Below are 15,615 nucleotides of genomic sequence, written 5' to 3'. Positions count from 1 at the left end.
GATAACCATTTAAGCAATACAAGCAACACTCCCCAAAATATAGGACACGTCCTTTTTGACCCAAAATCATCATGAAATATTGCCTTCTTTTTCTCTTACTATTCATCCTTTCCCTCTCCGTCTCAGCCCAGCAGCGATCCATACAGATCTATGTGGCAACAGATGGAAATGACGCTTTTCCGGGGACAAAGAAGAAGCCTTTGAAAAGTATCGAAAAGGCAAGAGACTTGGCGGCGACTCATCAAGGGAAGAACTCTGTTGAGGTGATCTTTGAAGACGGTACCTATTACCTCCAGGATGAGGTGGTGTTTTCTCCAAAGCACTCCGGCACCAAAGATCACCCGATCGTGTACCGGGCAGCCAATACCGGAAAGGCAGTCATCAGCGGGGGAACTCTGGTGAAGATGGAGTGGCAGCCCTACCGAGACGGAATCTACAAGGCCCAAGTTCCAGCCGAGATCGACCTCATCGATCAGCTGTATATCAATGGACAAAACCAGCGAATGGCTCGATTCCCGAATGCGGTGCCCGGGAAAAATGTATTCGATACCTGGGATTTGGTACATACCAAAGAACCAGATCTAGCGAATGACCCCTTAAATCCGGAGCGAATTGCCTCTTGGGCAGATCCCACAGGAGCCTATGTCCATGCCATGCATCAGGCACTTTGGGGCGATATGCATTGGATAGTCAAAGGTCGAAATGCTGATGGCACGCTTGAACTGGAAGGTGGATGGCAAAACAACCGTCCTTCGCCTATGCATCCACGATACAGAATGGTTGAAAATGTCTTTGAAGAACTGGATGTTCCCAACGAATGGTTTTTCAACAAAAAGGAAAAAACGCTTTACTATTATCCTGAAGCTGGAGTACAGCTCAAAGACGCAAAAGTTGAAGTAGTCCGCCTGCAGAAATTACTAGTATTCGAAGGTACAAAGGAGAATCCTGTACAATTTCTGGAGTTGAAAGGATTTGTCTTCCGTCATGCCGCACGCAGCTTTATGGAAAATAAAGAGCAGTTGCTTCGAAGTGACTGGACTACTTTCCGCGGCGGGGCGATCCAGTTTACCGGCGCGGAGAATTGTACTATATCAGATAGTGAATTTGATCAACTTGGGGGCAACAGCATCTTTGTCAACAACTACAACCGATACATCACGATCAAAGGCTGCTACATCCATCATTCAGGGGCGAGCGGTGTTGCCTTTGTAGGAGATCCTGCTATGGTTCGTGATCCGCTGTTCAGGTACGGCCCTCAGGATTTTGAAGGGATGGATCTTACGCCCGGGCCTTCGGGCGATAATTACCCACAGGATAGCCGGGTGGAGGACTGTCTGATTACCATGACCGGTCGCTTTGAAAAGCAAACTGCTCCTGTGCAGATTTCCATGTCTGCACGCATCACGGTCAGTCACTGCTCGATCTACGATGTGCCACGTGCCGGCATCAATATCAGCGAAGGAACTTTCGGAGGGCATGTCATCGAATACTGTGATGTGTTTAATACTGTGTTAGAAACAGGAGATCACGGAAGCTTCAATTCATGGGGCAGAGATCGCTTCTGGACCCCGGATATCAATCAAACTGCAGAGCAGGTGGCCAAAAATCCCGACTTGCCTTTTCTGGATATTCTTGAACCCAACATCATCCGAAACAGCCGTTGGAGATGTGATCACGGTTGGGACATTGATCTCGATGACGGCTCGTCACGCTATCGTATCTACAACAATCTGCTCCTAAACCGCGGTCTGAAGATGCGTGAAGGCTACGACCGTATTGCTACCAATAATATCATTATCAACAATAGTCTCCATCCTCATGTCTGGTATCCCAACAGCGGGGATGTATTCAAGGGGAATATTGTTTCTACGGCTTATCAGCCTGCCGTGATGGCCCGTGGTATTGCTGAAGATGGGAAGTGGGGTGCACAGTTGGATTCTAATTTGTTTATTTCGAATGAGGCAGATAGAATTAAATTTATTCAAAATCAAGCAGATATAAATTCATTGGTAGGAGACGCCTTGTTTCTCGATCCTGAAAATGGAGATTTTCGCGTTGCTGCCAATTCCCCGGCGATTCGGCTTGGGTTTGAAAACTTCCCAATGGATCAATTTGGAGTGGTTTCAGAGAAACTCAAACGTATAGCTAAACAACCGGAGATCCCGCGTGTGCTTGCCTTGTCCGTGGGGCCGGAAAGCAAAGTTTATGAGTGGTACATGTGCTCAGTGAAGAGTGTGGAGACCATGGAAGAGCGCTCTGCTGCTGGACTTTCAGATACCAATGGTGTATTGATGTTAAGTGTTCCTGTTTATTCCAATCCAGGCCGGGCAGGTCTTCAGGCCGGCGACGTGATCGTTTCTTTTCGGGGAACTTTGATCAAAGATTTTGAGCATCTCCAGGCTATCCTCAAAGAAAACAGCGGGCAAAAAGAGCTGACCTTTGGTGTGATGCACAATCAGGAAAAGATAGAAGTAAGGCTTGAGTTGTAAGTATTTTTTAAACCTCACAAACATGAATTTTCAAAAAAGTCTTCTGGTTTTCTTTCTCAGTGCGCTGGCAATTGCCAATGGTTTTGCGCAGGATTTGACCTTTACGGAGGCTCCGGAAGACTATCGCCTCTATGCCAGAAATCAGCAGGACAGTGCTTTGGTACGCTTTGAGGGGAAGGTGAAAAAAGGGGTAGATCTGACTGGACTTTCTTTGAAGGTGTACAAGGACGATGTGCTCTATGAGCAAAAGGAAATACCAGTCACAGATCAGGCATTTTCGGCCACATCCAGGATTTATGCCGGACTGCATCAATTTCGCTTTGAGCTTTTTACCAAAAAGAACAATCAAGACAGCCTGTACTTGGTTGCAGACAATGTGGTCTGCGGAGATGCCTACATCATCACCGGCCAGTCCAATTCCCACCCAAGCAGTACTTTGTCCACGTATAGCAGTCCATTTGCCAGAAGTTTTGGCGTAAAAACTGGCTATGAACCTTATATCGAGGAAGATAAAAACGTGCGGTGGGGAAGTGCGAGAGGGAATTGTCCCGGTCTGGAAAAGGAAGTTGGTGGATGGTTTATCAAAAATCCTTACGGAGTAGGAGTGTGGGGGATGGAGTTGGCGAGGCTAATTATAGAAGAAAATCAAATCCCTGTATGCATCATCAACGGCGGCAGCGGATCTTCATCCATTGAGGAAAATATGCTTTACCCAGAACAGCCCTCTCTCGAAACCAGTTTTGGGCGGCTCGCCTACAGGGTAAACCAAGCTGGATTGAAGGATCAGGTGAAAGCTATCTTTTGGCACCAGGGAGAGACGAATACCAACACGAAGGAGGGCTATAGAAACTATCCTGCAAACTTCGACACCTTAAAAAAAGACTGGGAGCGGGTCTATACCGGACTTGAAAAAATCTATTTGTTCCAGCTTCATCCCGGTTGCGGGGCAAAAAACGAAGGCTATTACAATGAGCTGCGGGAGATCCAAAACCAACTTGCGGACAAGTACGATAAGGTCGAGATCATGTCGACGATGGGTGTCACGGGGCACGATGGATGCCACTTTTCGTATGAGGGCTACCTGGAATTTGCCCAGCGCATCTTCCCCTTGGTGTCACGTGATTTTTATGGGGAGCATCCCGCTTCCGTTATCACTCCGCCTAAATTGCTAAGTGCGAGGTATGTGGGAGAAAAGGAGTTGGAGCTCACATTTGATCAGCCAATTGCAATCGAAGAACAAAAGGAAGTCAATGGCAAGGTCCATTTCCTGAAAGACCAGTTTTTCTTCAAAAACGAACTGGACAGCGCTTTTGTCCCTGCAAAAGTCAGCAGGATAAGTTCGCAAGAAAACAAGGTGGTCCTTACTTTCGAAACAGCCGCATCTTACCGATTTGTCACCTATTTGCCGGGCAAGTTCTATACAGGGACCAATGAATTCTACGAAGGGCCTTGGCTGACAGGAAGGGACAACAAGATAGGTGCATTGAGCTTCCATCAGCGTCAGATTTTGATGCTTGCGAAAAAGGGAAGCGATCCTTTCCGGGCGAATGGCTACGAGCTTTTGGACTCGACTCTCAATGGAGTTCCCTTCAAGATCGTCTTTCCCAAGAAAGCGAACGAAGCACGAAACTGGATATGGAGAGCCCGCTTTTGGGCTCATGAACCCCAGACGGATTTGGCACTGCTTCAGGCGGGATACCATGTGGCCTATGTGGATGTTGCCGGCCTGTTTGGCAACGAGAAAGCGATTGGGATCTGGGATGATTTTTACGCATTCATGACCAGCCGCTACCAATTGAACCGAAAAGTGGCCTTGGAAGGGATGAGTAGAGGTGGCCTGATCGTATTCAACTGGGCCAACCGGAATGCCCAAAAGGTAGCCAGCATCTACGTGGATGCGCCTGTTTGTGATTTCAAAAGCTGGCCCGGAGGAATAGGAGAAGGTGATGGTGCTCCCAAAGAATGGGAAAACCTCCTGAAACAATACAATTTTTCGGAAAGCATAGCGCTTCAATACTCTGGCAATCCCGTGGACCATTTGGAAAACTTGGCAAGTCAAAGAGTGCCGATACTTTGCGTGGTAGGGGATGCCGATACCGTAGTGCCTTTTGCAGAAAACGCCGCACGGGTAGAAAAAAGACTGCAGGGGCTCGGTTGGGAAATGACCCTCATCCACAAGCCAGGGATCGGGCATCATCCGCATTCACTGGAAGACCCTAAGCCGATTGTTGATTTTATTTTGCAGCATTAGCAGCTTGTCAAAAGTTGATCCGGACCTAATGGATATATTCATTTGGAAACTGGAGATACAATACGGCTTGCAGTATGGAAAAGGATATCCGTACAGGAATTAAAAGCTGAATAATTATTAATCTTTAGTACGTGCGGCATTCTGTACGAATCACATTTTTATGTATGTATATAATATCCAAAAAAATTAAAACTGGCGAAATTCCAAATTCATAATAGAGGGGCCTCTGGCGATTAAATAGTCGATGTCTGCCTTCCTGCAAGTTTACTTTATTTGAAAAGATAGTCCCGATGAGCTTTCTGCCTTTGCGCAAGCGGAAGCGATTCGTTGGGAATGGTTTTTAGGGTCTGTTTCTGGGCGGTAGGAGCTACCTTGAAGTAGATCAAAAAATATCAAAATGAACGGTGGGTGTATTTATGCCGATAACAATTTTTATGTATTTTTACATGGAAATTTGAATTTTTTATAAAGATAAAATATTGATTTTCAATGAGCTGAAACTTTTTTATTTTGTTTCCCTGGGTAATGAAAAAATATCCAAGATTGATTCAATAGATAAGTCCCCAACCTTCTTTTTACGTAAAGGACTTCTATATTGTTTTTTTATTTATGTGGATGCCGGATATTCAAAAATATTTTTTTGTAAAATGCAAATGTTGCAATGTGATTTTTTGTGCACAGGTGTGCTCAATATAACATTACACAGCAGGACAGTCTGCTTCTTTGTTAACAATACCTTTTGCCTAAGATTAATTATTAAACTGTTTTCAATTAATTATTTAACCCAAAACTAAACTGTATGAAAAAGCATTTTACTTTGCTCATTTTTCTCACTCTACTAGTGGTCGGCAGCATACATGCTCAATCTCGATCCGTAAGTGGGAAAATCACGGATCCTTCAGGTGAAACGATGCCTGGAGTTAATATTATCGAAAAAGGTACTTTAAACGGTACAACGTCTGATATAGACGGTAACTATACCATTTCGGTGCCTGACGGGGCTACTTTGGTTTTTTCCTTTATAGGATATACTGCAGTGGAAAAGCCGGTCGGATCCAACAGTGTGCTGGACGTCACGATGCAGGTAGATGTCTCGGATCTTGAAGAAGTCGTGGTCATCGGCTACGGTACCCAAAAGAAATCTGATTTGACGGGGGCAGTAGGCTCAGTAAATGAGCAAAGCTTGAAGGATCGTCCAGCGGCTACGTTGTCCAACGGACTATCCGGTAAGGTGGCAGGGGTAAACGTCTCGGTCAATTCGGGACGCCCAGGAGGTCGTGCCAATATCAGAATACGTGGTAACACTTCGGTAAGTATAGCAAACGACCCCCTCTATGTAATAGATGGAGTCATCATGCATGCCACCGGACTGGCGAACGGAAGTACACCAATTGACTACATCAACCCGAACGACATTGCTTCTGTGGAGATTCTTAAAGATGCTTCTGCAACAGCGATCTACGGCGCAAGGGGAGCCAATGGGGTAATCTTGGTATCCACCAAGCGCGGCAGCAAATCCGGCGGAACAATCGCCTACGAAGGAAACTACAGCATCGGCGTGCTTCCTAAGAAAATACCTTTGTTGAATTCAGAGGAATTTTTGGCTATGGAAGACTTAGCCTATCAAAACGCGCAAAAATACGATCCCAATGGCTGGAATAATGGGATTTACAAAGACCCTAAGCTGAAGCGTACCAATCCAAAGCTTTTTGATGCCAACGGACAGCCTTTGCATGATACCGACTGGCAGGATGAATCTCTCCAACCTGCATTTACGCAGAGCCATCAGCTGAATTTCACTTCCGGTAATGTGGATGATAATTTCGGTGTCTATCTGGGCTACCGTGATGAGGATGGTCTGATGCACAATTCTTGGATGAAAAGATACTCTTCAAGATTTGTATTTGACACCAAACTAAAAGACTGGATTAAAGTCGGTGGTGTACTGAGCTACAATGACCAAAAAGAAAGCCAGGTCGACCCCTTGGGTGGCGGCGGAATTATCGCGATGCGCCAAGTATTGGAGGCATTGCCGATCATTCCGGTAAAATATGAAGACGGCACTTGGGCTGGAAATGCCGACTATCCAGGTATGGAGGGCGGTGACAACCCAATTCAGGTAGCCGAGGAAAGAATATATCTGGTGAACACCCAGACCGTGTTGGGCAACGTCTACGCCAATCTTTATCTTGCCAAAGGACTGGAATTCAGATCTAACCTCTCGGTCAACATCGTAAACCAACGAGTGGACTACTACGGTGGCAGAGACCTCGATTACATCTCCAAAAATCAAGGTGGCGACGCGTCGATCTTCAATGACAGACTGAATTCTTGGCAATTTGAAAATTACCTGACCTACGTAAGGGAATTCAACGAAAATCACTCCCTCAATGCCATGGTCGGAATTGCTTGGCAGCACGTGGATCGGTTCAATTCTACTGCCAGAGCCCAAGGCTTCCAGGACGACTATTTTACGTTCAATAACCTGGGAGCAGGAGCTGTCGCCGTACAGCCTAACTCCGGAACCGTAGCCTATGGATTGAACTCTTATTTCTCACGTATCAATTATACTTTCCGTGACAAGTATCTGTTTACATTCACCGGTCGGGTAGATGGTTCATCTAAATTCGGTGAGTCCAACCAATATGCATTTTTCCCTTCTGCAGCATTTGCATGGAGAGCTTCTGACGAAGGATTCCTCAGCTCAAGCAACCTTATTTCCAACCTGAAACTTCGTGCAAGCGTCGGACAGACCGGAAACTCGGAAGTGACCGCCTATCAGGCTTTGGCCGGAATGGGTAACTACTCTGTTATCTTCAACGATCAGCGTCAAATAGGCATTGGTGTCAGTCGTCTTGCCAACCCTGATTTGAAATGGGAAGTGACGTCTCAGGTAGATTTCGGTGCTGAAATCGGCTTTCTTCAAAACCGATTGATGTTTGAACTCGATCTCTACAGAAAGATCACCGACGACATGCTTTTGAGCGCTCCAGTGCCTTCAAGCAGTGGGTACACGGTAGTAAGCAAAAACGTCGGAAGCATGGAAAACAAGGGTGTTGAGTTTGGTTTCAACACGGTGAACATCGAGAAAAATGATTTCACCTGGTCTACCAACTTCAACCTTTCCATCAACAAAAACAGCGTGAAGGAATTGACTGGAGGATCTGATATTTTCCTGGGTTCCACCATTGTCAGAGAAGGGGAGCCGGTGGGTTCATTCTTTGGGTATGTTCATGAGGGAACCTGGAACACTGAGGAGGAAACCGTCGCGGCATCCTACAATAAGAGACCTGGAGATATCAAATACAAAGATGTCAATGGAGACGGTGTGATCAACGACTCCGATCGGGTAATTATCGGTAAAGGTATTCCTGATGGATTTGGAACTTTTGCCAACACTTTCCGCCTGAAAAACTTCGAGTTGTTGGTGGATATCCAATTCACCTACGGTAACGATGTGCTCTTCAGAAGTAAGCACTCTGCCGAAGACAGAACCGGCATCGCCAACAGCTTCAAGACGGTGCTTCAAGGGTGGACTCCCGAAAATCAGGACACTTATTACGCACAAATTCGGCCGCTTACCGCTGGCTACAACACCAACAACGACTCCAGAAGGGTGGAAGATGGTTCTTTTGTAAGAGGCCGGAATATCATGCTCTCGTACAATTTCAGCCAACACACCTTGGAGAAACTTAAGGTCGGAAGCATGAGAACATTCTTCTCTGTTCAGAACTTCTTCTTAAGTACGGATTACTCAGGCTATGACCCGGAGGTATCCACCTCAGGCGCGGCATTTGACCAAGGCGTGGATCTGTATGCATATCCCAAGCCAAGGGTATTCATGTTGGGTGTAAGCGTTAGTCTATAATTATAAATTCCAAGAAAATGAAAATAACTAAATCTTATATAAGAAAATTTGTCTTTCTATCTTCTTTGATAGGCATCACCACGTCCTGTGCGGATTTCCTGGATGAATCAGACAAATCGAATTTTACCCTGGACAACTATTTCACCAAGCCCGAACACGCCACCAGCGCGGTAAACTCAATCTATCAGAGTTTGCAGCCGATCATGTCGAGTGGTTTTGGCGGGGGACCTTGGATGATGACTGAGTTTGCCACAGGGCTTGCGGATACTGAGTTGGGACAGGCTCAAAATAGTCTCTTCATCATGAACCTGGACAATACCTCAGATAATGGGTACGGTCAGACTTATTGGACCAGCTTCTATCTGGGCATAGCCAACGCCAACGTTGCCATAACCGAAATCGCGGATATGACCATGGACGAAACTGCAAAGAACAAACTGTTGGGCGAAGCTCGTTTTTTGAGAGCTTACTATTATTACAACTTGGTTCGGCTTTTTGGCAGCGTACCGCTTATCGTAGATCCGATTGATCTTAGTTCGGAAGATCTCTATCCGAAACAGGCAGATCCTGCGGCTGTCTATGACCAGATAGTAGCGGATCTCCAGGTGGCTGAGCAATCCGGCTTGCCGTGGAGGGATGTCACAGGTCGGGTATCCTTAGGGGCCGTCAAATCCCTTTTGTCTTCTGTCTATCTGACCATGGCCGGATATCCGCTGCAAAAAGGAAACGAGTATTACGCACTTGCAGCTGCCAAAGCCAAAGAAGTGATTGATTCCAAGACGTTCACGCTCTTTCCTTCCTACTATGACCTTCACAATCCAAGTAAGAAAAACCGGGAAGAGAATATCTTCATGACTCAGTTTGTAGCCTTTACACTACCGTCAAGCTGGCAGGTATCCATTATCCCTTACAACCGCGGTATCTCCAACTACAGCGCCGAAACAGGAGGCATCTTTGCCCAAGAAGCATTTGTCAAATCTTATGAGGCAGGCGACAAAAGAGCAGCAGAGAAGGAGTTCTACTATACCAGCTACACGCTGCGGAGCGACCGATCCAAAACATTGACTCTGGGTGATTACTACATATTTAAGCATTTTGATGAGCTCGCTCAAACCAGCACCACAAGTAGTTCAATGAACTGGCCAATCATGCGTTATGCGGAAGTCCTGTTGATCTACGCTGAAGCTTCCAATGAGGCAAATGGACCAAATTCACTAGCCTACGAAGCCGTCAATCAGGTGAGAGCAAGAGCTCAACTTGCCCCTTTGCAAAATTTGTCCAAAGAGATGCTGCGCGAAGCAATCTGGAGAGAGAAGTTCTTTGAGCTTTCCTATGAGAATAAGACTTGGTTTGACATGGTCAGAATCAGAAAAGGGTTCAACGTCACTACGCGTCAATTCGAAGATTATGTAGGTCATAAGTTCGTATATGGCCCTACCGTCACAGAGCGGGAGTTGCTGTTTCCTATTCCGACTGGGGAAGTGAGAAATAATCCAAACCTCATTCAAAACCCGGGTTATTAACAGTGACTACCTTATTGAATTCTAAAGAATCAGGACAGGTTTTCACCGGCTATCGACTAGCGATGTCTATTCTGTTCCTGCTTCTTTTCACTATGGAAGGTTTTGCCCAAAGCGGCAAAACCTTCTTACAGTTTGAAGGGAAAGACGGCCTGGGAAAAGGCAAAAATGTCGTGCTGATCTCCGGAGATGACGAGTATAGATCCGAGGAATCCATGCCGATGCTGGCAAAGATCCTTTCCGCTCAATATGGCTTCAACACTACGGTATTGTTCCCGATCGAACCGGAAACCGGCGACATCGTGCCAAGCTATCAAAACAACATCCCTGGCTTGGAGCATCTGAAGGATGCCGACCTGGTCATCATGCTGATCCGCTTTCGCGATCTGCCATTGGATCAGATGAAGCATTTGGAGGACTATTTCAAATCAGGCAAACCTTTCATCGCACTACGTACTTCCACACACCCTTTTGCCATCAAGGACAAAAGCTCACCCTATGCCAAATGGAGTTGGAACAACAAGTCTACAGGTTGGGAGGGAGGCTTTGGACAGCAGATCGTCGGAGAAACTTGGGTCGCCCATCATGGCAAGCACAAGTTTGAAGGCACCAGAGCCCTGATCGACGGAGTAGACCGGGATGCAGATCATCCGATCTTGCGCGGTGTGGATGATATCTGGGCTCCCACGGATGTGTATTCGATCAAGAACCTGTCTTCCGAAGCAAATGTCCTTTTGTACGGGCAGTCCACGGCGGGCATGACTCCGGAAGCACCGCTGATGTGGGACAAGTCCATCATGCCAATCGCCTGGACTAGGGAGTATTCTCTTGACGGCGGCAAAGCAGGGAAGGTATTTGGCAGCACTTTGGGATCATCGATAGATTTTCAGGTGGAGGACATGCGTCGCTTGATCGTGAATGCTTCTTTTTGGTTGCTGGAGATGCCTGAGGTGATCACCCCGGAGCTTTCGGTCGATATCGTCGGGACTTACGAACCCACCATGTTCGGCTTCAACATCTTTAGAAAAGGGATGCGAGTGGAGGATTTCAAGTAGCAGATAACAACTTCATTATTCTTCATTCAGTGTACATCATTCGTCATTGAAATATCGAACATCGAATGATGAATATTGAATAATGAAGTTCTAAATAATTTGACTTAATACGAAAGAGGAGAATTCATGAACAAAATAGGATTTAACGTACTGGCCTGGTCTGCTGAACTTTCAGAGGACTTGCTGCCAATACTCGATCGGCTCAAAAAGATCGGATATGACGGAGCGGAGTTTTTTATCGGAGGTTCTCCGGAGGAATCATTCAAGCTGGTAGGCAGGCATTGTGCGGATATTGGACTGGAAGTGACAGCCGTCACCGTGATGGGGCCGGATCACAACCCCATTTCTGCTGAGGCAAAAGTTCGCGAGGCTGCCTCTGAGCAACTCAAGTGGGTGATCGATCGAGCGCATGACCTTCAGGCACAGGTACTGTGCGGACCTTACCATTCAGCATTTACCGTTTTCGCCTCGCGCGAACCCATAGAGGAGGAGTACAGTCGATCGGCCGAGGTACTGCGTGGCGTGGCCGATTATGCAAAAGATGCCGGTGTCCTCCTGACCCCCGAGGCATTGAACCGCTTCGAATGCTATCTCTGCAATACAATGGAGCAGCTGTCCTATCTGCTCAAAAAAGTGGATCATCCCAATGTGCAGGCGATGTTTGACACGCACCATGCAAACATCGAGGAGAAAAAATTGGCGGATGCGATCAAGCTGATTGCACCGCAATTAGGCCATTTTCATATCTCAGAGAATGACCGGGGCACGCCAGGTTCGGGTCATGTGAACTTTGACGAGACCTTCAAAGCACTGGCAGATGTCAAGTACAAAGGCTGGCTGACCATCGAAGGGTTCACCAGAAATGATCCCGCCTTTGCCAATTCCATTGGCGTCTGGAGGAATTTCTCCGAACCTTGGGACATGGCCGAAAAAGGCTTTGAGCTGATTAAAACGATGGGAGAGAAGTACGGCTTATAGCCTGATTTCTTTCCGAATAATTAGCCCCTCGCTCATAATCAACGCTGTGCCCTAAAGAAAAATACCAAGGTCCGAATATCCATTCGGCTCAAAATCAAAAGTATAACCTCATAAGCCATGCTTAAGAAACCCCTCCAACGATCCTTTGCCCTATTGACACTAGGGCTGCTCACGTTTCAATGCACCCAGAAAGAGACCATCGAACTTGAACCCAATACCAGAATCGCCTTGATTGGCAACAATCTGGGTTCTAGGATGATGGACTATGGGAGCTTTGAGACGGAGATGCATCTCAGAAACCCCGAGAAAAACCTGTACATCAGAAACCTGTCTGACCCGGGAGACACACCGGGATTCCGACCGAGATCCGGCACCGACGACCCTTGGGCATTTCCCGGAGCCGAGGATTTCCAGGTAGAATATGCCACTCCTTCTGGAAGCAAGGGACACCTGGAAAAACCTGACGAATGGCTGAAAAGACTCCAGACCGATGTCATCATCTCATTCTTTGGCTACAATGAGTCCTTTCAGGGAGAGGCAGGCCTGGAAAATTACAAGGCGGAATTGGATGCTTTCATCAAGCATACCTTGAGTCAGAAATACCATGACACGCTTTCGCCAAAGCTGGTGATCGTATCACCCATTGCTTTCGAAGACCTCTCCGCAAAGATGGATGTGCCTGATGGCAAAACTGCCAATGCAAACATCAGCCTCTACACCGACGCCATGCGTGACGTTGCGCAAAAAAACAAGGTGCTGTTTGTAGACGCCTATAGCCCGAGCAAGGAATGGTACGACGATACCGAAGAAGACCTGACCATCGACGGCTCCCAGCTGAATGAGGCGGGCTACAAAAAACTTGCGGTGCTCTTGGCAGACGAGATCTTTGGTGACCAAAAAATCGCAAACGAAGCAAACCGCGAACTTGTGCATGCAGCCGTGCAGGAGAAAAACTGGTTTTGGAGAAATGACTACAAAATCCCGAACGGCGTCCACGTCTTTGGCAGAAGGTACGATCCGTTTGGCCCGGACAATTATCCTTTTGAATTGGAGAAAATCCGTGAGATGACCGCAATCAGAGATACGGCGATCTGGATGGCAAACAAAGGGGAAAAGAAAGACCTTGCTGCAGCCGATGCCAAAACCAAGAAGTTGCCTGAAATAGAGACCAATTACAATCCGGAGAAAAACGGAAGTCTCGAATACCTCTATGGCGAGGAAGCGCTTTCCAAATTGAAAGTGGCTCCCGGATACAAGATCGAGCTTTTTGCATCGGAAGCAGAGTGGCCGAATTTGGCAAATCCTGTTCAGCTCTCATTTGACAACAAAGGCCGCCTTTGGGTAGCCACTATGCCCAGCTATCCGCATTACAAGCCGGGAGATTCCCGACCTGCCGACAAAATCCTGATCTATGAAGACACAGACAATGACGGCAAGGCCGACAAGGAAACGGTCTTCGCAGACGATCTGCATATCCCGGTGGGATTTGAATTGGCGGCGGAAGGGGTCTATGTCTCTCAAGGCAACAACTTGATCATCCTGAAGGACGATGATAATGATGATAAGGCTGATCGCAAGGAAATACTCCTGAGCGGTTTTGACGACCACGATACACACCACGCGATCTCGGCTTTCACCACTGACGAATCCGGGGCGATCTATATGGCGGAGGGAGTTTTCCTTCACACCAGTGTCGAGACCTCCTATGGACCGGTGCGGGGCACAAATGGCGGTTTTTACAGATACACGCCAAGCAGACACAAGCTGGAGCGGGTGGCTCAGGTGAGCATTCCCAATCCTTGGGGTATTGCCTTTGACGAGTGGGGACAAAACTTCTATGCGGAGACTTCCGGTCCCAATGTCAATTACATGATGCCGGCCTCAGTGCTTCCCCGCTATGGGAATGCCACCCACAAAGGGGCCAATCTGATCGAGCAAGAACATAAGGTTCGACCTACCTCCGGTTTGGAGTTTATCTCCAGCCGACATTTTCCGGATGATATTCAGGGTGACATGATCATCAACAATACCATTGGCTTTTTGGGAACCAAGCAGCATCAGATGGTCGATGAGGAAATCGGCTTTTCCACCAAATGGAGACAGGATCTGCTTACCTCCACCGACCGAAATTTCCGACCGGTGGACATGGAAATAGCTCCGGATGGATCACTTTACGTAGTCGATTGGCACAATATCCTGATTGGCCACATGCAGCACAACGCCCGTGATCCGCTGAGAGATCACCAGCACGGTCGAATCTACCGAATCACCTATCCATCCAGACCTCTGGTCACTCCGGCCAAGATAGACGGAGCGAGCATCCCTGAGCTGTTGGAAAACCTTAAACTGCCGGAATACAGGACCCGCTACCGCACCCGCCGCGAACTTCGTGGCAGAGACCAGGCCGAAGTCGCCAAAGCCGCGGCAGATTGGGCTGGCAAACTGGACAAAAGTGATCCGCGATACGAGCACAACCTTTTGGAGGCACTTTGGGTGACCTGGGGTGCCAATAAGGTGAATCAGGATCTGCTTGAGCAGTTGCTGAAGGCAAAAGACTACCGTGCCAGAGCTGCAGCTGTACGGGTACTCCGCTACTCCGGACACCAGGTGGACAATCAAAAAGAACTCATGACCCAGGCGGTCAAAGACGTAAATGGTCGCGTGCGACTGGAGGCCATTGTGGCTGCATCCTGGATGCCTAGGGAAGAAGGCTTGGAAGTCCTCTCTGCAGCTGAGGGTACAGAGATGGAAGAGTGGATCACTCCGGCCTATGAAGCGGCAGTTGCCCATATTTCGGGACTTTCTGTGAAAGAGAAGAAAGAAGAAGACGTGAAGTCCCTGCTAAAAGGGTCCGACCGGGAGCTCTTTATCCTGGGTAAAGAGGTCTATGCAAAAGAAGGCTTCTGCAGTACTTGCCACCAACCGGATGGTCAGGGACTTCCTGCCTCAGGCTTTCCTCCGCTTGCCGGCACACCTTGGGTTACCGGTAGTGAAGAGCGTTTGATCAAGATAGTGCTCAAAGGAATGATGGGACCCATCAACGTGTCGGGCAGAGACTATGCCGGACAAGTGCCCATGACGCCATTTGAGGGGATGATGAATGACTCCGAAGTTGCCGCAGTGCTGACCTACGTCAGAAATGCCTTCGGCAATCAGGCATCGCCTATCTCTCCTGATTTGGTGAAAATCGTCCGGGACGAAGTGAAAAACAAGGAGGGATTCTGGAGCCCTGCGGAGCTGTTGAAAGTCCATCCTATGGAAAAATAACCCTTCACGGTTAGAAGGAACCTTTTTAGATGTCGAATGTATGAGGTGTGATTTTGGGATTTCACACTTCGTCATTCGGCATCTTTTTTTTTCCTGAGATTCAAGGCTTGGAGTTTGGGCCAGGAATCGAGATGATGCGAAGTACTGTACTTCCGTTAGCTTGGGGTTAAGTCCTACCTACTGAAAA

At 47.6% G+C, this 15,615-nt stretch carries 7 protein-coding genes; all 7 read left to right on the top strand.

What is annotated here, in order from left to right:
• Positions 1–71 precede the first annotated feature (71 nt).
• The 7 genes from ABD031_RS19345 to ABD031_RS19315 all read left to right on the top strand — a co-directional run bounded on the left by ABD031_RS19345 (position 72) and on the right by ABD031_RS19315 (position 15,428).
• Positions 72–2,489: a right-handed parallel beta-helix repeat-containing protein gene (locus tag ABD031_RS19345; protein WP_343854364.1), complete on the top strand. Its 2,418-nt coding sequence runs from the start codon at positions 72–74 to the stop codon at positions 2,487–2,489.
• 22 nt (positions 2,490–2,511) lie between these two features.
• Positions 2,512–4,740 (top strand): sialate O-acetylesterase, encoded by a 2,229-nt coding sequence (locus tag ABD031_RS19340; RefSeq protein WP_343854363.1) that lies wholly within the window; start codon positions 2,512–2,514, stop codon positions 4,738–4,740.
• A 799-nt stretch (positions 4,741–5,539) separates the two neighbouring features.
• Positions 5,540–8,608, top strand: coding sequence for a SusC/RagA family TonB-linked outer membrane protein (locus ABD031_RS19335; protein WP_343854362.1), 3,069 nt, complete (start codon positions 5,540–5,542; stop codon positions 8,606–8,608).
• A gap of 17 nt (positions 8,609–8,625) precedes the next feature.
• A complete protein-coding gene (locus ABD031_RS19330; RefSeq protein WP_343854360.1) occupies positions 8,626–10,131 on the top strand; it encodes a RagB/SusD family nutrient uptake outer membrane protein in 1,506 nt (501 codons plus the stop codon).
• 2 nt (positions 10,132–10,133) lie between these two features.
• Positions 10,134–11,183, top strand: coding sequence for a ThuA domain-containing protein (locus tag ABD031_RS19325; protein ID WP_343854359.1), 1,050 nt, complete (start codon positions 10,134–10,136; stop codon positions 11,181–11,183).
• Positions 11,184–11,309: 126 nt separating this feature from the next.
• Positions 11,310–12,161, top strand: coding sequence for a sugar phosphate isomerase/epimerase family protein (locus ABD031_RS19320; RefSeq protein WP_343854358.1), 852 nt, complete (start codon positions 11,310–11,312; stop codon positions 12,159–12,161).
• 117 nt (positions 12,162–12,278) lie between these two features.
• Entirely contained in the window at positions 12,279–15,428 is a 3,150-nt protein-coding gene (locus ABD031_RS19315) for a PVC-type heme-binding CxxCH protein (protein WP_343854356.1), read from the top strand.
• Positions 15,429–15,615: the final 187 nt, after the last annotated feature.

Origin of the sequence: Algoriphagus jejuensis, assembly GCF_039523455.1 — a bacterium.
GTDB classification, from domain to species: domain Bacteria; phylum Bacteroidota; class Bacteroidia; order Cytophagales; family Cyclobacteriaceae; genus Algoriphagus; species Algoriphagus jejuensis.
The sequence above is the reverse complement of the archived record's forward strand: the minus strand, read 5'-3'. Positions and strand labels throughout refer to the sequence as shown.

Bases quoted from the DNA above. Each gene is read 5' to 3' on its own strand.
- ABD031_RS19320 (WP_343854358.1), top strand. From the start codon at position 11,310: ATGAACAAAATAGGATTTAACGTACTGGCCTGGTCTGCTGAACTTTCA.
- ABD031_RS19340 (WP_343854363.1), top strand. From the start codon at position 2,512: ATGAATTTTCAAAAAAGTCTTCTGGTTTTCTTTCTCAGTGCGCTGGCA.
- ABD031_RS19330 (WP_343854360.1), top strand. From the start codon at position 8,626: ATGAAAATAACTAAATCTTATATAAGAAAATTTGTCTTTCTATCTTCT.
- ABD031_RS19315 (WP_343854356.1), top strand. From the start codon at position 12,279: ATGCTTAAGAAACCCCTCCAACGATCCTTTGCCCTATTGACACTAGGG.
- ABD031_RS19345 (WP_343854364.1), top strand. From the start codon at position 72: ATGAAATATTGCCTTCTTTTTCTCTTACTATTCATCCTTTCCCTCTCC.
- ABD031_RS19335 (WP_343854362.1), top strand. From the start codon at position 5,540: ATGAAAAAGCATTTTACTTTGCTCATTTTTCTCACTCTACTAGTGGTC.